The organism is Streptomyces sp. CBMA29, assembly GCF_014596445.1.
Lineage (GTDB): Bacteria > Actinomycetota > Actinomycetes > Streptomycetales > Streptomycetaceae > Actinacidiphila.
In genome coordinates this window covers 1-24,379 of the sequence record NZ_MECL01000034.1, presented here as the reverse complement: position 1 = coordinate 24,379, position 24,379 = coordinate 1, and the positions used below count along the sequence as shown (strand labels likewise).

The following is a 24,379-nucleotide window of genomic DNA, read 5'->3' as shown; positions in this document are numbered from 1 at the left end:
CCCGCCGCGTCGTCTGCGAACGTGGCGGGTCGGTGAGATCGGGGGGTGCCGCACGCGGCGGCCCGACGTCGCGGGCGTCAGATCCCGGTGATGGTCCACTCGTTGTTGGTGCTGGAGTTCGGGGTCCACATCACCGTCGTCGAACCGGCGGTGGTGCTGCCGCTGCCGTCGAGGGCGGTGCCGGTGCCACGGTTGACGATCTGGTAGCGGTCGTTGCCGACGCTCCGGAGCGACCACTGCTGGTTGACGCCGCCGTTCCATGTCGTCTGCCGCGCGGGGGCGCCGTTGGAGGCGTCACCCCAGCTGTCGGCGACCATCGCGTTGGTGCGGTTCACGATGCGGTAGAAGCCGCCGCCCGCGTCTATGAGCTGCCACTGGAGGTTGTTGCTGCCGTCGTAGTTCCACTGCTTGAGGTTGGAACCGGAGCCGACACTGCCACCGCTGTCGAGCGCCAGTCCGCTCGTGACGTTGGTGATCTTCGCCCATGAGGTGGGGACGCCCGGAGCGCCGAGCGCCGGGATCTGGCCGGAGAACGTGAGCTTGACCGTGTAGGCCAGCGCGCTGAACGGCGGGTTGGACGAGGGCATGGCCAGGTGCAGTCCTGAGCCGTCCTGCGTCGGCGCGGGCAGGTTGACGTAGGTCCCCGCCGCGTTGTCCAGCAACTGCGCGCCGGTCAGGCCGCTGAGGTTGATCTGGCGGGAGTTCAGGGTCGTGATGGTCATGGTGCCGCCCTGCCAGCCCAGTGCGGTGGCGTAGAGGACCTTGCTGTCCTGGCTGCGGGTGAACCGGATGTCCTGGGCGACGCCGGCCTTGGGACCGCTGAACGAGCCGCCGCCCATCGCCGTCGGCCCCTCGCCGTAACTCGCCCAGGAGCGGGTGCCGTAGATCGCCTCTCCGAAGCGGCCGAGCCAGTCGCCCATGGCGCGCAGGATCGTCTGCTGCCCCGAGGGGATGGTGCCGTCGGCCATGGGGGCGATGTTCAGCAGCATGGTGCCGCCCTTGCTGGTCCGGTCGATCAGCGCGTGCAGCAGTGCCTGCGTCGTGTAGTAGCCGATGCCGACGGTGTAGCACCAACTGGACGAGGAGATGCTGTCGTCGGTCAGCCAGTACGGAGCGAGCAGGCCCGCGGGGCCGCCGCGCTCGAAGTCCAGGACTTCGCCCTTGGTGTCGAACCCGTCCTTGTACGTGGCGACGACGTCCTTGTTCCACGCGACGGCCTGGTTGTAGTAGTACGCGAGGAACTGGAGCCGGGTGGACTCCTGGACCAGGCCCAGGTCGAAGTCCTGCCAGATCAGGTCCGGCTGGTAGCCGCTGATCACCTCGGCCAGTTTGCTGTACCAGAGCTGGTTCTCCACCGCGGTGCCCTGCTGTCCGTAGAGGATGCGCAGCGTCGGGTCCGACTGGTACGGCACGTGGTCGTAGAAGCCGTTGAAGTGGTAGGCGTGGTGCAGCGAGGTCATGAACTTCAGGCCCTGCCCGCGGATGGCCTGGGCGTGCAGGTTCACCAGGTCGAGCTTGGGTCCGTGCCTGACCGAGTTCCACGGGTTGGACTGGCTGTTCCACATCGAGAAACCGTCGTGGTGCTCCGCGACCGGCCCGGCGAACTTCGCCCCCGCGGCCTTGAACAACTGCGCCCACGCGTTCGGGTCGAAGGCGCCGCCGGAGGATGCCAGCCGGGGAGCGAACTGCACGAGATTGCCCGCTTTGTCGCGTGCGCCGTCGATGAAGTTGTTGTACGGCCACGCCGACGGGTCGCCGTAGGTCGCGATGTGGTGCTGGTTCTCGGCCGAGCCGCCGATGTACATGTTCCGCGGATACCACTCGTTCCCGAAGGCGGGAACGCTGAAGGCGCCCCAGTGGTAGTAGATGCCGAACTTGGCGTCCTGGAACCAGGCCGGGGCCGGAGGGTGCTGGTCCACCGACGGCCAACTCGCGGTGTAACTGCCGGGACCGTCGGTCGCGGCGGCCTCGGGGGCGAACCGCAACAGGCCGGCGGCCGCCGCCGCTCCGGCTGCCGTGAGCACGTGCCGTCGGCTGGGCTGGAAGGGTGAAGAGGGCATGGGTGCCTCTCAGGAGGTTGAGGGGGGGGAGGGCTCGGGGCCCCGCGTCGCCGCGGGGTCCCGAGCAGGAGGGAGGCGCGGATCAGGCGCGCGTCCACTTCTGGTTGCTGCTGCCGTTGCAGGTCCACAGCTCCAGCAGGGTGCCGTTCGCCGTTCCGGCTCCGGTGGCGTCCAGGCACAGGCCGGACTGCGTTCCGGTGATGGTGCCGTTGGCGTTGAGCGTCCACTTCTGGTTGGCGCCACCGGTGCAGTTCCAGATGTCGACCTTGGTGCCGGGGCTCGTGCCCTGGCCTGAGGCGTCCAGGCAGTCGCCGCCGTAGACCCGCAGCTCACCGGCGGAGGTGCTGGTCCACTGCTGGTTGGTCCCGCCGTTGCAGTCCCAGAGCGCCACCTGGGTGCCGGATGTCTGCGACTGGTTCGGCACATCCATGCACCGGCCCGAGCCGACTCCGACGACGGCCGCCGTCGTGCCCCCGCCGCTGCCGCCGCTGCCGGGGGTGATGGACAGGTTGTCGAACTGGGCGGTCTCGGTCTGCGCGGTGCCGTAGCCCACCTGGCCGCCGGCCCAGGAGTAGTCGTTCACCGAGCCGACCGTGGCGCCGTCGACGGCGGCGGTGACGGCGGCGCCGGAGAAGGTCAGGGCCACGGTGTGCCAGCGGTTGGTGCCGAGCGCCGACACCGTGCCGTGGGCCAGCGTGGTGACACTGCCGTTGGTGCTCGAACTCAGGATCGACCACGCTCCGGTGTCGCTCACCCGGAGACGGTAGGCGTTGAGGCCGCCGGTGGTCGTGTAGTCCTGGGAGTTCGCACGGCCGATCAGGTCGGCGTATCCCGGCTGTTCGAGCAGCACGTCGGAGGAGACCGTGTAGTTGCTCCAGCTCACATCGCCGAGCAGGGCGTGCGGATCGGACAGCGCGTCCCAGGTGATCGGCTTCTGCGGGCTCATCTGGCGCTCGCACCGGCCGCTGCGGCCACCCGCGCAGGCGACCGTCTCGAAGGCGCCCTGCCAGTCCATGAGGTACTTCGCCTCGGTGCCCGCCGCGTAGCTGTCGAAGGAGTCGCTGTAGGGCAGGCTCAGATTGCCCGCGGCGGGGCTGGTGGCGGTGCCCTTGCCCTGGCCGGTCGTGGTGGTCAGGGTGTAGACGTAACCCGGCTGGGCGGTGAGGCTGAAGCTGCCGCCGGACGGCGTGACGTCCGCGGCGTGGACGAGGTAGTCGGCCTGGTTTCCGGAGCTCACCTTGGTCGACCAGACATGCACCGTCGCGTTCGACAGTCCTCCGGCAACGGTGAAGTTCAGCGTCTGAGCACTGCCGGCGTCCATCGTCTCGATGACGGTGGAGTAGTCGGACCCGCTGGCCGACTTCAGCGAGACATAGCTGCCGTTGCTCCGGTTGCCTCCGATGTAACCGCTTGAATCGTCGAGATAGTGCCAGCCGGGAGCGGTGAACTGGGTGGTCTGCGCCATCACCCAGGCGTTCTTGCCGATCGAGTAGGAGCCGGACCACGGCTGCGAGGCAAGGGCGACACCCATGGTCGGGTACGGGAGGTTCGGGGTGATCGCCGCGACCACCGGCCAGTTGAGATACGCCGTCATCTTCCCGTCGATGTAGCCGCGGTTGATGCCGCGCGCCATCGCCTGCGCCCCGCCGTTGTAGTCGTCCGAGCCGTTCTCACTCGCCCACAGCGGTTTGCCGGAGGAGAGCGCGGACGACGGCACCGAGCAGTTGCTCTGGGCCGACCGGTAGCCGCAGGGATAGTGCGTGCCGATGGCGCTCACCGCGGAGGCGAAGGCCGGGTTGGAGTCGACGTCGTTGGCGACGGACCAGTCCGAGTCGGCCGCCACGAGTTTCACGCCGCCGTAGCCGTTGCTGTTGAGCGCACTGCGCAGTTGCTCGTACCAGGAGACGTTGTAGCCTCTCTCGTTCCAGCCGCCGAGGTAGTCGATGGTCAGCCCGTGCTGTTTCGCGCAGCCCAGCCACGACAGCAGGTAGTTGACCATGTCGGTGGACCAGAAGTTCCCGTTGCCGATCCAGCCGGGCGCTCCCCAGGCGAGCCCGTACAGCTTGATGTCGGGGTTGCGCGTCTTGGCCTGCTCCATCAGCCACCACTCGTAGCCACGGTTGCAGTTCAGATCGGTCCGGGTGTGCTGGTGGCTCGGCTCGGCGCCGGACGTGGAGTTGGTGTCGCCGCCGATCTCGGCCTTGAGGATCTGGAGGGAGGCGCCGTAGCCCGGCCGGAAGAGGTAGTCCAGGATCTGGCCGCGCTGGGGTTCCGGGTAGTCGGTCAGGAGTCTGCTGTTGCCGCCCCCGCCGCTGATCGCGCCGACGCCGTCGAAGGTCCGGCCGCCGGAGGCGCCGTTGATCACGATCGAGGTAGCGGCGTGGGCCGGTGCGGCGACCGTGCCCACCAGGCCGCCGGCGGCCAGGACGAGGCCCGTGAGCACGGCCGTCGAGGTTCTGATCCGCCGGAACAGTCTTCCTAATGCTGACACTGGCGCGGTCCTTCCACGGGCCGGACGGGATGGATGGTGTGCGGCGCGGTCCCGCGCCTTCACGTGAGCGACCATTGCTGGTTGGTCTGGCCGTTGCAGGGCCACAGATCGGCCAGGGCCCCGTTGGCGGTGGAGGCGCCGGTGACGTCCAGGCACAGGCCGGACTGCACTCCGGTCACCGTGCCGTCGGGATTCAGCAGCCACTGCTGGTTCGCCTGGCCGTTGCAGCCCCAGATCACGACCTTCGTACCGGCCGCGGTCTGGTTGTCATTGGCGTCCAGGCACATCTGGGAGCCGCCGGAGTAGACGGTGAGCTGGTGGGAGGCGGAGCGGGTCCAGACCTGGTTGGCGCCGCCGCCGCAGCTCCAGATCTCCACCTGGGTGCCCGCGACCGTCGTCGAATTCGGTACGTCCAGGCACTTGCCCGCGCCCACGGCGTGCAGTTCGCCGGCGGTACCGGTCCCTCCGCCGCCGGTCGTACCGCCCGCGACCCGGTACATCACCGTGCCGTGTGCGGGCACGGAGGCGCTGATCGCGCCCGACGTGGAGGACGTCGCGCCCGACCACAGATCGGTCAGGGTGTAGCCCGAGGCGCCGGTCTTGCCGACGGCGGCCGCGGTGGTGCTGATGGTCGCGGTCGATCCGGTCTCGTTGAACAGCGCTACGGACACGTCGCCGTTGGCCAGGGGCTTCGCCAGGACGTCCAGGCCGCCGGAGGAGGAGACCATGGTCCCCTGCTTGCCCAGCGAGTCCTGGTCGACAGCGATCACACGGGTGTTGGTGAGCGTGGCCAGTGTCGTCGCACTGGCCGAGGCGACGTTGGTGCCGACGATCAGCGGCGCGGCCATCTCGGACCAGAGGCTGAATTCCGTACGGCTCTCGGTGGTGGTCAGTGAGCCGTTGCCGACCTCCAGCATGTCCGGGTCGTTCCAGTGACCGGGCCCGGCGTAGGAGGCGAGCCCGACGTTGCTGTGGAAGATCGAGAGCATGCTGGAGTAGCTGGCGTTGATGTCGCCGGTGGTGCGCCAACTGTTGCCGACCCCGGCGCCCCACGTCCACACGTTGTCCTGGCCCCAGTTGCACAGGCTGTAGAGGATCGGCCGGCCGGTCGCGGCCAGGGCGTCGCGCATGGCGGTGTAGCGGGCCTGCGCGTCCACACCGGAGTTGCTGCAGTTGTCGTACTTGAGGTAATCCACGCCCCAGGACGCGAAGGACTGCGCGTCAGTGGTCTCGTGCCCCAGGCTTCCGGGGTACCCGGCGCAGGTCGCCGTGCCCGCGTCCTCGTAGATTCCGAGCTTCAGGCCCAGCGAGTGGACGTAGTCCGCGGTGCCCTTGATGCCGTCGGGGAATTTCGCCGGGTCCGGTACGAGGTGGCCGCCGCTGTCGCGCGAGTGGGTCATCCAGCAGTCGTCGATGTTGACGTAGCCGTATCCCGCGGACTGCATGCCGTTGGTGTGCATGGCCTGCGCGGTGGACTTGATCAGTGACTCCGAGACGTTGCAGCCGTAGGCGTTCCAGTCGTTGAAGCCCATCTGCGGCGTCAACGCCAGCCCGTTGCCGAGCGCGGCGGCCGGCTGGGCGGTGGTCAGGACGGCCATGGGGGCCACCGCCGACAGCAGTGCGACTGCGAATGTGAGCGCTAACGTCCTGCGGAGGGAACGGGGGGACGACGTCGGCACCCGCCTGGCTCTCGCGGTGAACACAGACATGGTTCATCAGCTCCTGGTCCGGGATCGGTGAAAAGGAACGGGGTGCGGTGGTCCTCGGGCCGGCCGAGGGCCACCGGTCACCCCCGCTGGGAACGCGATTCAGCGGTAGCCGGCCGCGGTGATGTTGGACTGCACCGCGTTGTCCGTGGCGTCGGACGGGTAGCCGGCCACGATGGCTCCCTCGTAGAAGGTGCCCGCGCTGAGGTTGGCGCCGCCGCCGGGCTTGCAGCAGTCGCCGCCGCTGCCGAGCACGATCGCCCCTTGTTTCCTCATCGGGCTGTAGCCGCCGGGCAGAGCGCCGTCCCACAGCGTGCTGAGCCCGCCCGACTGCGCGTTCGCACCCTTGAGCGCGAATCTCGAGGTCCCGTTGTTCTTGAGCATCGCGGTGACGAACTTGCTGGTGAAGGCCCGCTGGTTGGAGTTCCAGGACTGGCTGCCGCCGGAGAACAGGCCCCATTCGAGATCCGCCTGCACCCACGGGCCGCTGCCCGAGCACCCGCCGAACCAGCACTGCGTACCGAAGTTGATCGCGTCCATCGCCCCGGCCGCGTCCGCCTTCCGGTCCGTCTCGCTGTTGCCGTAGTCGAAGCAGCAGCCGCCGTTGACGTGCGTACCGCTGGTCACCATGTAGGCGCCCTCCGGCGCGGCCCCCGTCGGCACACCCGTCAGATGACCGTCCCGCCAGTAGCTGTTCCCGGGCTTGACGTACAGCGAGTACGCCTTGCCACCGCCCGCCGACAGCGATTCCGACGTGGCGTTCGCGGGACTGCTCTGGCTCGATCCCGGCACCTGCGCCGACCCCTGATACCACAGGTCGTTGCCGTGGCCGGACTGGTCGTACACGGCCGTGATCACACAGGAGGCGCCCGCGCAGAACGAGTCCTGCGCCGCGGCGTTCGCGTAACCGCCGGTCGCGAGCACGCCGATGTCCCTGGTCGCGCCGTCAGAGGAACGCCTGACCTGGTAGAGCCCGCCGGCGTAGGAGCTGTACAACGCGCGCACCGTGCTGTGCGCGGCCACGCAGGGCGTGCCGCCCGTGGCGTAGATGTCGCACGGGCCCGATCCCCCCGCGGGAGGCGGCGTCGTCGACGTGCTCCACTTCTGGTTGGCCTGGCCGTTGCACGTCCACAGGATGACCGCGGTGCCGTTGGCCGTGCCCGCGCCGTTGGCGTCCAGGCACAGACCGGACGGGACTCCGGTGATCGAACCGTCGGCGTTACGGCGCCACGACTGGTTGGACTGCCCGTTGCACGGCCAGATGATGACCGCGGTGCCCGGAGACGTCTGACCGTTGGAGGCGTCCACGCAGCGGGTGCCGTTCAGCGCCCTCAGCTCACCCGCCGAGGTGAACTCGAACGCCTGGTTCGGCTGGCTGTCGCAGTCCCAGATCTGCAGAGCGGTTCCCGCCGTGTCGCTGCCGCCCTTGACGTCCAGACATCGTCCGGACTGCGAACCCACCACCGGCGCGGCCACCGCCGCGGCCGACGTCGACCAGGTCAGCGCCGACGCCAACATCGCGGCCAGCAACGCCAATACGCTCAGCACGACGGTCGCCGGGGAACGCTGTCCGCGGGCGGCCGGGATTCGGGAGGGAACGAGTGAAGACTCCATTGCCTGTTCCTTGGGGAAGTGGGGGGAGGAGACAGGGAGTGCGGTACTCACCCGCGTGGCCGCCGCAGAGGCCCGCGAGTGAGTCGATGTTTTGTTAGCGCTAACGTCGGACGACCGAGTGGATTTTGTTGCATGGCGAAGGACGTCCGCCCGGCCCCGGGGCGCCCACCCCAAGGGCAGAAGCACGAGCCGCACGCAGCGACATGGGATGAATTTACATGCCGGACACGGGGCGATGTCCATACCCGTGCAGGGATTACCCGAAGTCTCGGTGCCGTCCGCGAGGGCGAACCCACCGAGGACATCCCATGTCTGGGCATCGGACTCACCCGCCGGTGTGAGCGGAGGAGGCCGATGCCGAGACCCGCCGGTGATGGTCGTCGCCGAGCAGGAGATAGCTGCTGGCGGTCCAGGTGTACGCCCGGTCCCGCAGTCCTACGCCGGTGCGTGCGTCGAAGTTCTCGGCGAAACCGAAGCGTTCGCACAACGCGCGGAAACGGCTGCTGATCTCGTCCGCCAGATCGGTGTGGCCGGTGCGGCGCAGTCCGTCCTCGATGAGGACGGTCGACGGTGCCCAGATGGGACCGCGCCAGTAGCCGTCGGACGCGTAGTGCGGGGAGTCGGGGTGCTCGGTGGCGAGGCCGTAGGGGGTGAGATGGGAGGCGATACGGTCGGCGAGCCGGTCGCTCACCTCGGACGGCAGCCGGTCCCCCAGCACGATCGGCATGAGGTCCAGGAGGCTCCGGCTGGCGGACACCTGGCCCGTCCGCGGTGAACGGCTGTGGAACCGGCCGTCCGCCCACAGGCGGTCGAGCATCGCGGCCCGCACCCTTTCGGCGGTCCGCAGATGGCGGTCCGCGTCATCGGCGTAGCCCAGTTCCTTGGCCAGTTCGGCCAGTTCGGCCAACTGGAGGATGAGGAAGGCGGCGAGGTCCGCCGTGCTCAGAACGCGCGCGGCGTCGAAGGTGGTGGCGTTGTCCCAGCCGCTGTCGTTGCCGTGCTGGTAGTGCGGCAGCGCCTGGTCCGGCGCCGTACGTGCCACGAGCCAGTAGTCCGTCCACCGCCTGAGCCTGCGGTAGGTCTCCCTCAACTCCTCCTGTTCCGGGGACTGTTGCAGGCGTTCGCGCAGTCGGCGCAGTGCCCAGCCGTGGATCGGCGGTTTGACGAAGTTGTAGAGCACTTCGGAGTGGGTGACGGAGTCCGGCAGCGCTCCGCTCTCGTCCTGGTGGTCGAACGGGAGCTGGAACTGATGCCAGGCCAGCTCCGGCAGGCCGGGCGCGAGCGCGAGCGCGTTGAAGCAGTGGTCCCAGCTCCACACCTTGTCCATCCAGTGCTTGGACATCAGCACGGCGGGACGGCGGAGGAACCCGGCCGGGCGGACCGTGGCCGACCACAGCACGTAAGCGGCCAGTTCGGCAGCCGGCTGCCGGTCGGCGGCCGGTCCGACGACGGCGTCCGCGAAGCCGCGGAACGCCGCTTCGCTGCGGCCGACGACGGCACCGAAGTCGCGGGTCGCCACGTGCGGCGCCCGAGCGTTGTCGATCTCCTCGATCACCGCCTCCCAGCCGCGCGCTCCGGACAGAGTGAGCCGACGGGGGACGCCGCCCAGGCCCTCAATCCCCGCCGGGACGGCCACCGCGCCCGTCAGGAGGGTGATCCGGTAGCGGCGCCCGGTCTCGTAGGAGGTGAACTGGTACGAATCGTCGACGGGGTCCCGGTAGAAGTAGGTGCCGCTGAACGGTGTCAGCTCCGGGGCCGCCGGGACGATCATGAGATCGAGGTTGTCCCCCACCAGCCGGACGGTGTCGGCGGTGTCGTGCGCCAGGTCGATCCGCCCGCCGGCATGACGCCAGGTCAAGGTCGCGGGAGTCGCCTCCCAAACGGTCTCCGCGCGGTCGGCGCTGCCCGGAAGGAGCGGTACGAAGCGCAGAACAGGGTGCATCCCGTTCTGGTGGGACACCAGATGCAGATCGCGGGCACGGGTGTCCTGGGCGATGACCGGCGAGACGTTGAACCACGATCCGTAGTGGCTGAACGGTATCTCTTCAATGCTGAAAGGTCCGTTGAGGAGGTCGGACATCGACAGAACTCGATCCTTGCTGGAGGGCTCGGCGGCATCACGGCCGCCGCGTGGTCGGGACAGCGGTTCAGTCCTTGACCCGCAGGACCGGCACTGTCCTGGGCGGATCAACGATGCGAATCGGTTCGAGGGCGAACGTAGAGCGAACCGATTCGTCCGTCAAGGCCCCAGAACCCTGTCTCCTTGAACGAGTTGGCCCTGCGGACCGACTGCCGCGCATCACCATTGGCACCGGGTGGTGCGAACCGGTTCGCAGGACTTCTCGCACGAGCGCGTGTGATTCAGACCGCGATGATCTGCCAGTCCTGGTTGGCGCCCGCGGTGGCGGGCCATTGGATGACGGCGGCACCGTCCGCGGTGGAAGCGCCTGCCACGTCGAGGCACCATCCCGTGCGCACGTTGACCAGTTGGTAGTAGCCGCTCGTGGCGGACGGGACGAGTTTCCACCACTGGTTGGTGCCGGAGTCGTCACTCCACTGGTCGATCGCCGCTCCCTGGGCGGAGCTCCCGGGGCTGTCGAGGACTTTGCCGCTGCGGGAGTTGAGCAGGCGGTAGGAGCCGTCGCTGTTCGGCTGAAGGCTCCAGTGCTGGTTGGTGCCTCCCGTGCTCGGCCACTGGATCACAGCGGCTCCGTCGGTCAGCGCCGCGCCGCTGACATCCAGCACCTTGCCGCTGTTGCGGTTGACGAGCCGGCAGGTGCCGAGGTCGGCCTCGATGGGCCGGTCGAAGACCTGGAGGGATCGGATGGATGCCCAGGTCCCCGCGGGCAGGCCGGTGACAGTCACTCGTACGTAGCGGACTTGTCCGGTGACGGTGACGGACTGCGTCCGGCCGGTGAGCGGTGTCGCGGTGAGATCCGCGAGGTTGCTCCAGGAACTGTTGTCCGCGGAGCCCTCCACGCGGTACAGGTAGCGGGCGTCGGACTCCCAGACGACGCGGACGCCGGTGACGCTCTTGACCGAACCCAGGTCGGCCTTCAGCCACTGGCCGGTGCTCCCGTCGGAGGCGCACCAGCGGGTTGCGGTGGATCCGTCGAGGGCGTTCGAGGCGGGGTTGCCGGTCTGCTGGCTGCTGGCGGTGGCCGTGTGCCCGGAGGCGATGTCGGTCGGCTGGACGGTGCGGTCCAGGGTGATGCCGATGACGCTGTCGTCGGCGTAGCGGGTGCGGTTGACGCCCGTGACCGTCACACGGCCGTCGCTGCCCACGCTGTAGGAGAGGCTGCCGCCGGTCGCGACGTCGTAGACCTTGCTCACCTTGGCGTCCCCCACCGGCGGTGTGGTGAACGTGGTGCCGCTGTAGCCGGGCAGCAGGTGGGCGAAGACCGTGCTGTTCTTGAAGGTGAAGCCGTACTGTCCGTCCACCGGTTGCCAGGGGCCGCCGCGGGTGCCGTAGACGGAGTCGCCGCACGCCTTCATGAAGGTGCCGATCTGGCGCAGCAGGCCCGCCTGGGCGCCGGAGACCGTACCGTGACGATCGGGACCGACGTTGACGATCACGGTCATGTTCCGGACCCATGAGTTGACGAGCACGCTCATCGCGGTGCCGTAGGCCATCACTGTCGCCGAGGCGTTGTAGCCCCAGGAACCGTCGACGGTGAATGCCTTCTCCGCCACGCCGGTCCGGATCGGGCCGGTGGGCACGGAGCCGCCTTCCTCGCTGGTGTAGTCGCCTATCCAGCCCGACCGCGAGGTGCAGACGATGTCGGGCTGGTGCTTGCGCACCATGCCCATCAGGCCGAGGGGTTTTCCGGCGCTGTCGGTTTCGCCGTACTGGGCGTCGACCGGCCACTGGTTGGCGGTGTCGCGGTACTGGCCCGGCTCCCAGAAGAAGGCGCCGTCGGCGTCGGTGCCCTGCTCGGCGATCCAGCCGCCGTCCCACCACAGGTCGTCGATGGTGCCGTACTGGGTGACGAGTTCCCTGACCGACTCGTAGACCTCGGTCTTCATGACCCGCGCGTTCTCCTTGTGCGCGGCGTCAGTGGTGTAGTTCCAGGGGTTGGGGGCGCAGTTGGCGCCGGTGACGTCGTAGTAGCCGGGATACCGCCAGTCGATCGGCGAGTAGTACAGGCCCACGCGCAGGCCGGCGGCGCGGACGGCGGCCACGTAGTCCTTGACGAAGTCCCGTTTGAGGGGCGCCTGTCCGGAGTTCCAACTGTTGGGGTGGTTCAGCGGCCACAGGGCGAAGCCGTCGTGGTGGCGGGTGGTGAGCACCGTGTACTTCGCGCCGAAGTCGGTGGCCAACCGCGCCCAGGCGGTCGGGTCGTAGGCGTCCGCGGTGAACTGCTCGGCGGTGGCGTCGGTGACGTATGCGCGGTAGTCGTCCGGAGTCACGGGGGCGTTGTGCATCCACCACTCGCCCTTGGCGGGGCCGGAGTAGACACCCCAGTGGATGAACATGCCGAGCCGGGCGTCCTGGAACCATGCGACCTTGCTGTCCGGCTGCTGGTCCACCCCCAGATCCGACGCCGGGACGCGCAACGGCTGGAGAGGGACGGGCCGGGGAGCGGCGGTGGCCGCGGCGGAGCGCGGGGCGTAGACGGTACCGCCCACCGCGGCGGCGACCGTGGCGGCGGCGATGCCGGTGAGAACGCTGCGGCGCGAGGGTTCGGATCGGGACAATGCGATCTCCTTGATCGAACAAACAGCCACACGGATGCGGGGCATTCGGGCATGACGCGCCCCAGTGATGCGTTCCGCTCCGGCGACATGGCGGAGTATTTGCGCAAACATGAAGTACGCGACGTGGAGTCGTCGGATGAATTAATGGCGATCCCGCATCGCTTGTCCAGAGGCCGCGTCAAAACTCCTCCGAAATCAGTCCAACTTCATGAGCTATGCACCAGAAGTGTCATATATGCGGCCAGCGCCGACCCGAGCGACACATCGGATGAGAACTCTTCGCGCGGAGCATTGACGGCGAAAGTCCGACGGCCTACCGTCCTCCATCGAAAGTAAACAGAAAGAAACATCCCCAGTGCGGGTCCGCCAAGCGGCCGCTCGCCGGTCCGACCGCCCGACCGCCCGTCGGTCCGGCGCGTCCGCGCACCCCTGTTCACCGGAGGTTCTCCGTGCCGCATCGTCTTCGGCTGCTGCCACTCGCCGTGCTGGTGAGCCTGCTGACCCTGTTCGCCACTGTCACGCCCGCCCGAGCGGCCTCGGTCACCGTCACCAACGCCACCCAGTTCACCGACACCACGGGTGCGGTGGTCCACGCCCACGGCGGAGGGGTGATCAAGGTCGGTTCCTCCTACTACTGGTTCGGCGAGAACCGCAACGCCGACAACTCCTTCCGCTACGTATCCGTCTACCGGTCCACCGACCTCAAGACCTGGGAGTTCCGCAACAACGCGCTGACCCAGAACAGCGCGGCGGAGCTGGCCACCGCCGGCATCGAGCGCCCGAAAGTGATCTACAACTCCACCACCCACAAGTACGTGATGTGGATGCACAAAGAAACCGCCACCGACTACACCGAGGCGAAGGTCGCCGTGGCCGAGTCCGACACGGTGGACGGAAATTACACCTACCTCGGCAGCTTCCGGCCTCTCGGCATCACCTCAAGGGACATGACGCTCTATCAGGACACCGACGGCAGTGCGTACCTGGTCTCCTCCGCCAACGAGAACGCGGACCTGGACATCTTCAAACTGACCGGCGACTACACCGGCGTCGCGAGTCTCGTGGCGAATCCCTGGCCGGGTACCTTCCGTGAGGCGCCGGCCCTCTTCAAACGCGGAAGCGTCTACTTCATGCTCACGTCCGCGAACAGCGGATGGAGCCCCAACCAGCAGAGGTACGCCACGGCCACGAATCCGGCCGGCCCGTGGACCGCGATGACCGACGTCGGGGACCACACGGCGTACGGCTCGCAGACGGCCTACGTCCTCCCGGTCCAGGGCACCTCCGGCACCTCCTACCTCTACATGGGCGACCGCTGGGGGAACTCCATGGGCGGTAACGTCGAAAGCTCCCAGTACGTATGGCTGCCGCTGACCTTCCCGACCGCGACGACCATGGACCTGCCCTGGTACCCGCAGGTCGGGATCGACACCGGTACCGGCGCCGTCACGGGCGTCGCAGGCGGCCCGTACGACAACCTGGTGGCACGGCACAGCGGCAAGTGCCTGGACGTCTCCGACAACTCCGCCGCCGACAGCGCCACCGTCGTGCAGTGGACCTGCGGCGCCGGCCTCAACCAGCAGTGGCGGATGACCAGTACGGGCGGCGGATACGTCTCGGTCATCGCGCAGCACAGCGGCAAGTGCCTCGACGTCTCGAACGCCTCTACCGTCGCCGGCGCGTTCGTCAACCAGTACTACTGCAACGGCGGTGCCAACCAGCAGTGGCTGGTCCAGGACCAGGGCAACGGCTACGTCCGTCTCCAGGCCCGGCACAGCGGCCAGTGCCTCGACGTCTCGGGAGCCGCCGCCTCGGACGGCGCCCGGCTGATCCAGTGGACCTGCGGCGGCGGCGCGAACCAGCAGTTCCGGGAGAGCGCCGTCTGACGGTGGGCACCGGGCCGCTGTCCGCCGCACTGCGGGTCCGCGCTTACCTGCCGGCGGATTCGTGACATCCGAGGACAGAGACGCACGGATCGTGGGAGAGGGTCAGCGGCCGTGCCGTTGCCGAGACAAGGCGAAGGGCCCGCTGACCTGGCTAAATGCCAGATCAGCGGACCCTTCGTGCACCGTCGGGACGACAGGATTTGAACCTGCGACCCCTTGACCCCCAGTCAAGTGCGCTACCAAGCTGCGCCACGTCCCGGTGCTTGGTCGGTCGGGGTGGTGGCCCCGGGTGACCGTGCACGAGAACGATACCGCACCTCGGGGGGTGTTTGTGCGCACAGGGGGTGGGGGCTGGGGCGGGGGGAGTTGAGTAGCGGTACTCATGTGGGGCGGGGCCGGGCGGGGGGAAGGTCGGGGCATGACGAAACCGATTCAGCAGGAGACGACGGCGGCGTATGCGGCGCAGGCGGCGATCTCGTTCGCGGTGGCGCTGGGGGCCATGGTGGTCGGGGTGGCGTATCTGCCGGTGGGGGGATGGGAGCGGGCGTTTCTGGGGCTGGGGCTGCTCTATGTGGTGACGGCGGCGTTCACGCTGGCGAAGGTGGTGCGCGACCGGCAGGAGGTCGGGCAGGTCGTGAGCCGGGTGGACCAGGCGCGGCTCGACAAGCTGCTCGCGGAGCACGACCCCTTCAAGATGGAGGGCATCTAGTCGGCGGCCCGGCGGCCCGGCGACCCTCAGGGCGCGGCGGGCGCGGCGGACCCGTGAGGCGCGGAAGCCGCGTCGGGAGGCGTCTCGGGAGCCGTCTCGGGAGCCGTCTCGCCCAGCAGATAGCGGGCGCCGGGGCCCGCCGCACCCGCCGCGTCGTCGACGTTGTAGAGACCGCAGCGCGTCAGGGAGAGACAGCCGCACCCGACGCAGCTCGTCAGCTTGGACTTGAGGCGCTGCAACTCGGCGATCTGGTCGTCGATGCGCTGCTCCCAGGACCGGGCCACGCCGCTCCATTCCGCGGCGGTGGGGACGTGGTCGACGGGGAGCCGGGCGAGGGATGCGCCGACCTCGTCGAGGGAGAGCCCGATGCGCTGGGCGGCGCGGATGAAGGCGAGCCGCCGCAGCGTGGAGCGGCGGTAGCGGCGCTGGCCGCCTGAGGTGCGCTCGGAGTGGATCAGCCCGAGGTCCTCGTAATAGCGCAGCGCGGAGGCGGCGATGCCGCCGCGGGCCGAAAGTTCGCCGATGGGCAGCAGGTCACGGGTGGAGAGGGTCACATCGGCCCAGCATACGCTTGACTTCAAGTCGGCTTGAAGTTGCAAGGTCGTCCCATGACGATGACGCACCGCACCGGGCCGTCCGGCCCCTCGGAACAGCCCGAGCGCTACGGGTACGACGACCTGCGCCACCTGATGTCACGGATGACCGGCGACGAGAAACACGACTCCGCCGCCACGTCCACTCTCGACGTCCTGTGGGTGCTGTACGACCGGGTCCTGCGGGTCGGGCCCGAGAGGGCCGACGCCCCGGACCGGGACCGCTTCCTGCTGTCGAAGGGCCACGGCCCGATGGCGTACTACGCCGTTCTCGCCGCCAAGGGCTTCATCCCGTACGAGTGGCTGGCCGGTTTCGGGGCGTACGACTCCCCGCTCGGCCACCACCCGGACCGCACGCTCGTACCGGGCGCGGAGATCGGTTCCGGGTCGCTCGGGCACGGGCTCGGCCTGGCGGTGGGCAGCGCGCTGGGGCTGCGGGCCCAGGGGCGGAACGAACCGGCGGTATGGGTGCTCGTGGGCGACGCCGAGATGGACGAGGGCAGCAATCACGAGGCCGTGCAGTACGCGGGGGCGGCCGGCCTCGACCGGCTCCACGTCGTCGCGGTCGACAACGCCTCGGCCACGTACGGCTGGCCCGGCGGCCTGGCCTCGCGGTTCGCCGCCGAGGGCTGGTCCGCGGTGACCGTGGACGGCCGGGACCACGCCGCGCTGTACGAGGCGTTCACCGCGCCGCATCCGGGACGGCCGCACGCCGTGGTCGCCCGCGTCGAGCCGAAGTGACCGCCGGGTCCACGAGCGACGACAAGCGACGTCACCCGAGCGCCATCTGTCGCGACCGCGACCAGGCGAAGGAACGACATGACTGGGGATTCCATGGACACCATGCGGGAGCGGTTCGCCGCCGTCACCACCGAACTGCTCGACTCCGATCCGCGGCTGGCCGTCGTCCTCGCCGTGATCTCTTCTGACCGCTTCAGTGACGCCGCCCGCGCCCACCCCGACCGGGTGATCGACGTCGGGATCAGGGAGCAGTTGCTGGTCGGGGCGACGGGCGGCCTGGCGCTCACCGGGCTGCGGCCGATCGCGCACACCTTCGCGAGCTTCCTGACCGAGCGGGCCTTCGAGCAGGTCAAGCTCGACATCGGGCACCAAGGCGTGGGCGCGGTCCTGGTCAGCGCGGGGGCCTCGTACGACATCGCCGCGGGCGGGCGTACGCATCAGGCGCCGGGCGACGTCGCGCTGCTCGACACGCTCGACGGCTGGACCGTCCACGTGCCGGGGCACCCCGACGAGGCCGACGCGCTGCTGCGGCACGCGGCGGCGGACGGCGACAGTCGCGTCTACGTACGGCTGAGCGATCACTCGAACGTGGCACCGCGGCCCGTGTCGCCCGGCCGCTTCCAGGTGCTGCGCGAAGGGCGCGCCGGGGTCGTCCTGGCCGTCGGGCCGATGCTGGACGCCGTCCTCGACGCGACGGCCGACCGCGATGTGACGGTGCTGTACGCCTCGACGGTACGGCCGTTCGACGCGGCGACCGTACGGGAGGCGACCGCCGGGACCGATGCGGCCGACCTCGTCGTCGTGGAGCCCTACCTCACCGGTACGTCGTCGGCGCACGCCGCCGAGGCGCTGGCCGACGTCCCGCACCGCGTGCTCGCGCTCGGCACCCGCCGCGCCGAACTGCGCCACTACGGCACCTGGCGGGAGCACGTGGCCGGGCACGGCCTGGACGCGGAGTCGCTACGGGCCCGGATCGACGCGTTCCTGCGGGTCTGACCCGCGAGAGGGCGGGGCGGAGGGCGGCACCGGCCGCGGTCGGAGCGGCCCGGCAAGAAACGCCTCAGGCCCCGTGCCCGCCCTCGGAAGCACCAGCACCCGCCGGAGCAGCGGGAGCGATCGGCCCCGGGGGCGGCGGCACGGCCTCCTTGCCGCTCCCCCCAGCGGCACCCCCGCCGGAGGCGCCCGGTTTCGGCGCCGCCGCCGACGACCGCCCCACCTGCCGCCGCGCGTCCTCCGCGCTGTTCTGCGCGCCGAGCGAGCCGAAGTAGAAGCCCGAGACGGTGGCGAGGACGGTCATCAGCGAGGTGACGATGGTCTTGCGGAGGTCGCCGGAGTCGGCGCCCGACGACAGCATCGCGACGGCCAGCGCGAAACCGACGAGCGCGAGGATGAGGACAGCGATGACGCTGCGGGTCAGACCGCGGACGCCGCGCGGCTCGCGGAGGTCGCGCAGCAGGTCGCGTACCTCGTGGTCGCGGGCCGCGTCCTCGATCAGCCGGTCGGTGATCTGCTGACGCCAGGCCGTGGCCCGCCGCACATCCATGATCAGCGGTATCACCGCGACCGCGGCGACGGCCACGACCACCACCGAGATGAGGACGAGCGCGGAGCCGCCGTCGAGGCCGCTGATCGGTTCGGCGGCAGCAGCCAGCCCCCGGCCGGTCCCGGCATACGCCGTCGCGACGTCAACCGTCGTGATGTCCGTCATGGTGAAAGCGCCCCCCTCGTCCGCACCACGGGTCCGCCCCCGCGCCCCGGGCGGGCATGCTCCCAGCGCCGCCGTACGCCGGTCAAATCCGTCGGCACCGCCAACTCCCTTACGGGTCAAGGCAGTACGTCACCGCGACGCCCGGCGCGCCGCCGCTCCGCTCCCCCGTACCGGATGCGTTGATCCCGACGATCAGCGCCTGTCCGCCCATGATCCGCCGGACAGGCTCTAGCGGCGCGGGCCCTCACCTCAGGAGAATCAACCGTGACCGACCAGGCCACCGGCATGTCCCAACACCGCTGGAGGCCGCGAAGCCTGGCGGCCGTACCGTCCGATACCACCCCATGCCCGTACAGCCGCAGGCGATACAGCGGGCACACCACCAGCATCCTCATGAGGAGCAGCACGATGCGCGACGCGTCACAGTCCGGGGTAGATCCGTACTACGAGGATGTGTCGCCCGGCACCGGCGCGCTCGCGCCGCGCGCGTGGTGGGCGGTGTCGGACGCGCGGCGGGTGAATCTGGGCGGCGCGTGGCGCTTCCGGCTGTCGGCGACGGCGGACGCGGAGGACGACTCCTTCGCCCAGCCGGGGTTCGACGCGACGCGCTGGGGCGCGGTGACGGTGCCGTCGCACTGGCCGCTCCAGGGGCACACCCATGAGCACGAGTACGGGCGGCCCGCGTACACCAACATCCGTTTCCCGTTCCCGGTCGACCCGCCGCACGTGCCGACGGAGAATCCGACCGGTGACCATCTGCGCGCCTTCGACCTGCCGGACGACTGGCCGGGCGGCGCGGCGGTGGTGCGTTTCGACGGCGTCGACTCGTGCGCGCGGGTGTGGCTGAACGGGCGGGAGTTGGGGACCTTCAAGGGCAGCAGGCTGCCGGTGGAGTTCGAGGTCGGCGAACTGCTGCGCCCGCGCGGCAATGTGCTGGCGGTCCGGGTCCACCAGTGGTCGTCCGGCAGCTACTTGGAGGACCAGGACCAGTGGTGGCTGCCCGGCATCTTCCGCGACGTGACGCTGATCGAGCGGCCCGAGGGCGCGGTGACCGACTTCTTCGTGCACTGCGGCTACGACCACGCGAGCGGTACGGGCACGCTGCGGGTGGACTGCGAGCCGGGCGGGACGGTGACCGTACCGGAGTTGGGGCTCGACCTGGCGACCGGTGAGGAGGTGACGGTGCCGGTGGAGCCGTGGTCGGCGGAGGTACCGCGGCTGTACGACGCGGAGTTGGCCACCGAGGGCGAGCGGATACCGCTGCGGATCGGCTTCAGGACCGTCGCGGTGGAGGGCGGTGTGCTGAAGGTCAACGGCCGCCGCATCCTGCTGCGCGGTGTGAACCGGCACGAGTTCGACCCCGACCACGGCCGGGTGGTGGACGGCGAGACGATGCGCCGCGACCTGCTGCTGATGAAGCGTCACAATGTCAACGCGGTCCGCACCAGCCACTATCCGCCGCATCCGGCCTTCCTCGACCTGTGCGACGAGCTGGGCATGTGGGTGATGGACGAGTGCGATCTGGAGACGCACGGCTTCGAGGTGGTCGGCTGGCGCGGCAACCCGGTCGCCGACGAGCGGTGGACGCCCGCGCTGCTTGACCGGGCCGCGCGGATGGTGGAGCGGGACAAGAACCATCCTTCGGTGGTGATGTGGTCACTGGGCAACGAGTGCGGCACGGGCGCCGGGCTCTCCGCGATGGCGGACTGGATCAGGCGCCGCGACCCGGCCCGGCCGATCCACTACGAGGGCGACCTCACCTGCGCCGACACCGACGTCTACTCCCGGATGTACGCCAACCACGCCGAGACCGAGCTGATCGGCCGCCGCGCGGAACCGCCTCTGGCGGACGCCGAGTTGGACAAGCACCGGCGCGAACTGCCCTTCATCCTCTGCGAGTACGCGCACGCGATGGGCAACGGGCCCGGCGGACTCAGCGAGTACCAGCGGCTGTTCGAGGCGTACGAGCGCTGCCAGGGCGGTTTCGTCTGGGAGTGGATCGACCACGGGCTGCGGCAGCGCACCGCGGACGGGACGTCGTACTTCGCCTACGGGGGTGACTTCGGCGAGGAGGTGCACGACGGGAATTTCGTCTGCGACGGGCTGGTCTTCCCCGACCGCACGCCGTCGCCGGGGCTGACCGAGTACAAGAAGGTCGTCGAGCCGGTCAGGATCGAGGGGGACGCGGAGCGCGGCACAGTCACGGTGACCAATCTGCACGACTTCACCGACCTGTCGTATCTGGCGTTCCGCTGGTCGTACGAGGTGGCGGGCGCGCGGAGCGACGCGGGCCGGTTCGAGGTGCCGTCGCTCGGCCCCGGACAGAGCGCGGTGCTCGAACTGCCGCGGGCGGCGCGGACGGTGGGCCGCGGCGAGGGGTGGTGGACGGTGCGGGCGGTACTCGCCGAGGACACCGCGTGGGCGCCGTCAGGTCACGAGGTGGCGTGGACGCAGTTCGCGGCGCCCGCGCCGACGGACGCGGCCACCGCGCGCGTCGGCGATCCGCACTCCCCGCGGCTCGCCGAGGGCGGTCTGATCGTGCTCGGCCCCGGTGTCTTCGACGCGGCGGACGGCACGCTGCGCTATCTGGAGGGCGCGGCGGTCACCGGACCCGTACTGGACGTGTGGCGCGCCCCGACCGACAACGACCGCGGTGCGGACTGGAATCCGGAGGGGCAACTGGACCGTTTGTGGCGGGAGTTGGGCCTCGACCGGATGCGGCACCGGATCGTCTCCGTGGCCGTCGGCGATGACGCGCTCACCGTCACCACCCGTGTCGCGCCGGCCTCCTCCGACCTGGCACTGCGTACCGTCTGCACCTGGACGGCCGCCGGGGACCGGCTGCGCCTGGGCGTCGAGGTCACGCCCGAGGGCGACTGGACGCTGCCGCTCCCCCGGCTCGGGGTACGGCTCGGGCTGTGCCAGACCCTGGACGCCGTCGAGTGGTACGGCGGCGGGCCCGGCGAGGCGTACCCGGACACGCGCGCCGCGTCCCGGATCGGCCGGTACACCGGCACCGTGGACGGGCTCCAGACGCCGTACGTCCGCCCGCAGGAGAACGGCGCACGCGCGGACGTGCGGTGGGCGCGGCTGCGCCGCGCGGACGGCACAGGGCTACAGGTGGAGGGCGAGCCGCCGTTCTGGTTCACCGCCCGTCCGTGGAGCACCCGGGAACTCGACCAGGCCACGCACACCAACGAGTTGACCCGTTCCGAGGTGCTGTGGGTGCACCTCGACCACGCGCTGCACGGCATGGGCAGCGCGGCCTGCGGCCCCGACGTACTCCCCCGGCACCAACTGCGTGCGGCGCCCGCCGCCTTCGCGTTCACCTTCATGAGCCTGCCCGCCGCCGCGGACCCCGAGGGGCCCGCCGACCTCCCGCCCCTGGAGACCGAGTGACCACCGCGATACGCCCGTTCAGGCCGGAGGACCTGCCCGCGCTGTACGACATCTGCCTGCGCACGGCTGACGCGGGCGGGGACGCGAGCGCGCGGTACCCGGAGCGGGACCACGAACTGCTGGGGGCGATCTTCGCGGCTCCGTACGCCGTGCTGGAGCCGGAGGCGGCCTTCGTGCTGGACGACGGGCACGGCCGGGCGGTCGGTTATGTGCTGGGCACCGGTGACACGGCGGCCTTCGTCGAGCGCTTCCGCGACGAGTGGCTGCCGACGGTCGCCGACCGCTTCCCCGAGCCGGTCGGGGAGCCGGGTACGCCGAGCGAGGCGATGGCCGTGCTGCTGCACCACCCGGAACGGATGGCGCAGCAGCCGCAGTTGGCCGCGTATCCGGCGCACCTGCACATCGATGTGCTGCCGGACTTCCAACGCGGCGGCCACGGGCGGGCGTTGACGGAGGCGTTCCTCAACGCCCTGGCCGCCAGGGGCGTACCGGCGGTGCACCTGGGGATGCTCACCGCCAACACTCCCGCGCGGGCCTTCTACGACCGGCTCGGCTTCCACGAGATCGCGGTGCCGGACGCCGGGGAGCTGACCTACTTGGGCCGCGCCACCTCGTAGTCGCCGCTGTCCGTACGGCCGGCGTCCTCGGGATCGGAACTGGACTCGGGATCGGACCCGGGCTCGGGCTCGGACCCGGACTCTGGCTCGGCCCCCGCGTCCCCGTCCACGCCCCCGGCGGACTCGGAAGCCTCGGCGGCCTCCGACCCGTCCGGTGTGTTGATCCGCTCGGTCCCCTCCGCGTGCTCCGGCCGCTCGGGCCAGCCGCCCGCGGGCGGCATGGCGACGGCCCGCCACCACCAGTCCTCGGGCTGTTCGTCGGCGGGCTCGAAGGGCGCGCCGGGGCGCGGGGTGGCGATCTTCGCACCGGTCTCGCGCGCGGCGGCGACGCTGCCCTCGGCGGGCACCGCCCAGGAGTGCATGGCCAGGTTGAAGGTGGCCCAGTGGATCGGCAGCATCGTGCCCGCCGGAGTGCCGCCCGACAGGTCGCTGTGCGCCAGCAGCCCCTCGGCCGGGGTCATGTGGATGTCGGGCCAGAACTCGCTGTAGGCGCCGATCTGGATCATCGTGGCGTCGAACGGGCCGTGCTGCGCGCCGATGTCCGCGAAGCCGGGGAAGTAGCCGGTGTCGCCGCTGTGGTAGATGCGGTGGGTGCCGTCGGTGACCGCCCAGGACGCCCACAGGGTCTGCTGGCGACCGCGCAGGCCGCGTCCGCAGAAGTGCCGGGCCGGGGTGGCGGTCAGGGTGAGCCCCGCGACCTCCGTGGACTCGTTCCAGTCCAGTTCGCGCAGCCGCTCGGGCGGTACGCCCCAGTGCTCCAGGTGCGCGCCGACGCCCAGCGGCACCGCGAAGACGGCGTCGCTGCGGACCAGCGCGACGATGGAGGGCATGTCCAGGTGGTCGTAGTGGTCGTGCGAGATGACGACCGCGTCCAGGCCGGTCAGCGACTCCAGCGGGACCGGCGCGGGGTGCACGCGCTTGGGGCCCGCGAAGGCGAAGGGCGAACAGCGCTCGCCCCACACCGGGTCGAACAGCACGCGCCTGCCGCCGATCTCGGCGAGCACCGTGGAGTGGCCCATCCAGGTCAGCCGCAGCCCGGAGGCGGGCGGGCGCGCGATGTCGGCGAGCGTGGTGGGGTGCAGGGGCACCGGCCCCGCGGGCTTGCGCGGCTGCCTTGCCTCCTTGCGGAAACTGGCCGGAAGCGCCTTGAACATGCCGCCGCTGGGGACGCTGCGGGCGCCGACGGGGTTGACGAAGGCGCCGTCCGCGTAATTCGGTGAGGAAAGGATGCGTTCCAGCCGGGCGCCCGTGGGGTCCGCGCCGAACGACGGGGGGCGCATCTTCACGAGGCGGGACGGCTGTCGGCCGGCGCCGGTCACGGGTCCTCCAGAGCAGATGACGACGAGCGGCGGGGTTCCGCCACCACCCATTATGCGGCGGCGCGGCGGCCCCGCCGGGGCGGCGATGCGGCGGGACGCGCCGCCATCGCGCGGTCTCCCCCGTCCCTGGTGTCACATCTGCCGTCATATCCTCTTACGGCGGACCCGCCGCCGCCCCTTCGCCGCGACGGCGATTTCGGGTCAGTGCGCCGATCCGGCGGCGCCGGTCGGTCCGTCACCGTTCCCGGCACCGTGCGCCTCGCCGAACACCAGCGACACGTGATCGCCCACCGGCACGTATCCCAGCTTCCGGTAGAGCCCGGTGCTGATGGCGTTGGCGAGGTCGGCGAAGAGCAGGACGTCGCGGGCGCCCGCGTCGAGCGCGGCGCGCGAGACGGCCGCGGTGGCGCCGCCCGCGTAGCCGCGCCCGCGCAGCTCGGGCGGGGTGTAGACGGCGACGATCCGGACCGATCCTGTCGGGTCCGCCGGGTCCGCGCTGCGCCCCGCCATGGCGACCGGTTCGCCGTCCACCTCCCACAGGGTGCGTCCGCCCAGCGCGATGGCCTCGTCCACGGCCCGCGTGTCGTCGACCGGGGTCTCGCCGATGTCGGCGCTGAAGTCACGGTGCCAGCGCAGCACCAGCTCACGGTCGGAGGTGCCCGCGAGCCGGGCGCGGCCCGGCGGCGCGGGGCTGCGCGGGGTGAGTTCACCGAGCCGGTGCAGCCGCAGCACACGCTCGACTACGACCTCGGCGCCGGTTTTGGCGTGCCAGGCCGCGCCGAACGCTTCGGCGGTCTCGCGGTCCCCGCGCGCTCCGGGCGGCGCCTCGCCCGGCCAG

At 70.4% G+C, this 24,379-nt stretch carries 16 protein-coding genes and 1 tRNA gene; 6 read left to right on the top strand and 11 right to left on the bottom strand.

Annotation, left to right across the window (positions count from 1 at the left end):
- Positions 1-77: 77 nt before the first annotated feature.
- The 6 genes from BGM09_RS05030 to BGM09_RS05005 all read right to left on the bottom strand — a co-directional run bounded on the left by BGM09_RS05030 (position 78) and on the right by BGM09_RS05005 (position 12,569).
- Positions 78-2,060 carry an alpha-L-fucosidase gene (locus BGM09_RS05030; protein ID WP_188280177.1) on the bottom strand — a complete coding sequence of 661 codons (1,983 nt, stop codon included), beginning with the start codon at positions 2,058-2,060 and terminating at the stop codon, positions 78-80.
- An 82-nt stretch (positions 2,061-2,142) separates the two neighbouring features.
- Positions 2,143-4,551, bottom strand: a complete 2,409-nt coding sequence (locus BGM09_RS05025) for a ricin-type beta-trefoil lectin domain protein (RefSeq protein ID WP_188280176.1) — start codon at positions 4,549-4,551, stop codon at positions 2,143-2,145.
- Positions 4,552-4,610: 59 nt separating this feature from the next.
- Positions 4,611-6,260, bottom strand: a complete 1,650-nt coding sequence (locus tag BGM09_RS05020; protein WP_188280175.1) for a ricin-type beta-trefoil lectin domain protein — start codon at positions 6,258-6,260, stop codon at positions 4,611-4,613.
- Positions 6,261-6,359: 99 nt separating this feature from the next.
- Positions 6,360-7,793 carry an arabinofuranosidase catalytic domain-containing protein gene (locus BGM09_RS05015; protein WP_411158262.1) on the bottom strand — a complete coding sequence of 478 codons (1,434 nt, stop codon included), beginning with the start codon at positions 7,791-7,793 and terminating at the stop codon, positions 6,360-6,362.
- 403 nt (positions 7,794-8,196) lie between these two features.
- Complete coding sequence (locus BGM09_RS05010) at positions 8,197-9,951, bottom strand: amylo-alpha-1,6-glucosidase (protein WP_188280173.1); 1,755 nt, start codon at positions 9,949-9,951, stop codon at positions 8,197-8,199.
- A gap of 281 nt (positions 9,952-10,232) precedes the next feature.
- On the bottom strand, positions 10,233-12,569 hold the full coding sequence (locus BGM09_RS05005) for an alpha-L-fucosidase (protein WP_223186331.1): 2,337 nt from the start codon (positions 12,567-12,569) through the stop codon (positions 10,233-10,235).
- A gap of 449 nt (positions 12,570-13,018) precedes the next feature.
- On the opposite strand from BGM09_RS05005, the gene BGM09_RS05000 reads away from it, so the two are divergent.
- The gene (locus BGM09_RS05000) at positions 13,019-14,455 is read left to right on the top strand and encodes an RICIN domain-containing protein (protein ID WP_411158257.1); all 1,437 of its coding nucleotides are present in this window, start codon (positions 13,019-13,021) and stop codon (positions 14,453-14,455) included.
- Positions 14,456-14,640: 185 nt separating this feature from the next.
- Here the strand turns inward: BGM09_RS05000 and BGM09_RS04995 are convergent.
- A tRNA-Pro gene (locus BGM09_RS04995) sits at positions 14,641-14,714 on the bottom strand.
- A 159-nt stretch (positions 14,715-14,873) separates the two neighbouring features.
- Here BGM09_RS04995 and BGM09_RS04990 point away from each other — a divergent pair.
- Positions 14,874-15,164 carry a YiaA/YiaB family inner membrane protein gene (locus BGM09_RS04990; protein ID WP_188280171.1) on the top strand — a complete coding sequence of 97 codons (291 nt, stop codon included), beginning with the start codon at positions 14,874-14,876 and terminating at the stop codon, positions 15,162-15,164.
- A 26-nt stretch (positions 15,165-15,190) separates the two neighbouring features.
- On the opposite strand, the gene soxR is transcribed toward BGM09_RS04990, so the two are convergent.
- A complete protein-coding gene (gene soxR / locus BGM09_RS04985; protein WP_317452532.1) occupies positions 15,191-15,718 on the bottom strand; it encodes a redox-sensitive transcriptional activator SoxR in 528 nt (175 codons plus the stop codon).
- A gap of 60 nt (positions 15,719-15,778) precedes the next feature.
- Here soxR and BGM09_RS04980 point away from each other — a divergent pair, with 60 nt between their 5' ends.
- Positions 15,779-16,498, top strand: coding sequence for a transketolase (locus BGM09_RS04980; protein ID WP_188280238.1), 720 nt, complete (start codon positions 15,779-15,781; stop codon positions 16,496-16,498).
- A gap of 93 nt (positions 16,499-16,591) precedes the next feature.
- Complete coding sequence (locus BGM09_RS04975) at positions 16,592-17,494, top strand: transketolase C-terminal domain-containing protein (RefSeq protein ID WP_188280237.1); 903 nt, start codon at positions 16,592-16,594, stop codon at positions 17,492-17,494.
- 64 nt (positions 17,495-17,558) lie between these two features.
- On the opposite strand, the gene BGM09_RS04970 is transcribed toward BGM09_RS04975, so the two are convergent.
- Positions 17,559-18,206 (bottom strand): hypothetical protein, encoded by a 648-nt coding sequence (locus BGM09_RS04970; RefSeq protein ID WP_188280170.1) that lies wholly within the window; start codon positions 18,204-18,206, stop codon positions 17,559-17,561.
- Positions 18,207-18,614: 408 nt separating this feature from the next.
- Here BGM09_RS04970 and BGM09_RS04965 point away from each other — a divergent pair, with 408 nt between their 5' ends.
- Both BGM09_RS04965 and BGM09_RS04960 read left to right on the top strand, forming a co-directional pair.
- On the top strand, positions 18,615-21,605 hold the full coding sequence (locus BGM09_RS04965; protein ID WP_188280169.1) for a glycoside hydrolase family 2 TIM barrel-domain containing protein: 2,991 nt from the start codon (positions 18,615-18,617) through the stop codon (positions 21,603-21,605).
- On the top strand, positions 21,602-22,222 hold the full coding sequence (locus BGM09_RS04960; protein WP_188280168.1) for a GNAT family N-acetyltransferase: 621 nt from the start codon (positions 21,602-21,604) through the stop codon (positions 22,220-22,222). Before BGM09_RS04965 ends, BGM09_RS04960 begins: the two co-directional genes overlap by 4 nt.
- Here BGM09_RS04960 and BGM09_RS04955 read toward each other — a convergent pair.
- Both BGM09_RS04955 and BGM09_RS04950 read right to left on the bottom strand, forming a co-directional pair.
- Positions 22,198-23,541, bottom strand: a complete 1,344-nt coding sequence (locus tag BGM09_RS04955) for an MBL fold metallo-hydrolase (RefSeq protein WP_411158256.1) — start codon at positions 23,539-23,541, stop codon at positions 22,198-22,200. The genes BGM09_RS04960 and BGM09_RS04955 overlap by 25 nt on opposite strands.
- A gap of 201 nt (positions 23,542-23,742) precedes the next feature.
- The coding region (locus tag BGM09_RS04950) for a GNAT family N-acetyltransferase (RefSeq protein WP_188280166.1) at positions 23,743-24,379 on the bottom strand (637 nt) is incomplete at its 5' end.

What these genes read in the sequence shown, in the direction of transcription:
- BGM09_RS05030 (WP_188280177.1), bottom strand. Translation starts at nt 2,060, where the DNA reads ATGCCCTCTTCACCCTTCCAGCCCAGCCGACGGCACGTGCTCACGGCA.
- BGM09_RS05020 (WP_188280175.1), bottom strand. Translation starts at nt 6,260, where the DNA reads ATGTCTGTGTTCACCGCGAGAGCCAGGCGGGTGCCGACGTCGTCCCCC.
- BGM09_RS05010 (WP_188280173.1), bottom strand. Translation starts at nt 9,951, where the DNA reads ATGTCCGACCTCCTCAACGGACCTTTCAGCATTGAAGAGATACCGTTC.
- BGM09_RS04990 (WP_188280171.1), top strand. Translation starts at nt 14,874, where the DNA reads ATGACGAAACCGATTCAGCAGGAGACGACGGCGGCGTATGCGGCGCAG.
- BGM09_RS04980 (WP_188280238.1), top strand. Translation starts at nt 15,779, where the DNA reads ATGACGCACCGCACCGGGCCGTCCGGCCCCTCGGAACAGCCCGAGCGC.
- BGM09_RS04975 (WP_188280237.1), top strand. Translation starts at nt 16,592, where the DNA reads ATGGACACCATGCGGGAGCGGTTCGCCGCCGTCACCACCGAACTGCTC.
- BGM09_RS04970 (WP_188280170.1), bottom strand. Translation starts at nt 18,206, where the DNA reads ATGACGGACATCACGACGGTTGACGTCGCGACGGCGTATGCCGGGACC.
- BGM09_RS04965 (WP_188280169.1), top strand. Translation starts at nt 18,615, where the DNA reads ATGCGCGACGCGTCACAGTCCGGGGTAGATCCGTACTACGAGGATGTG.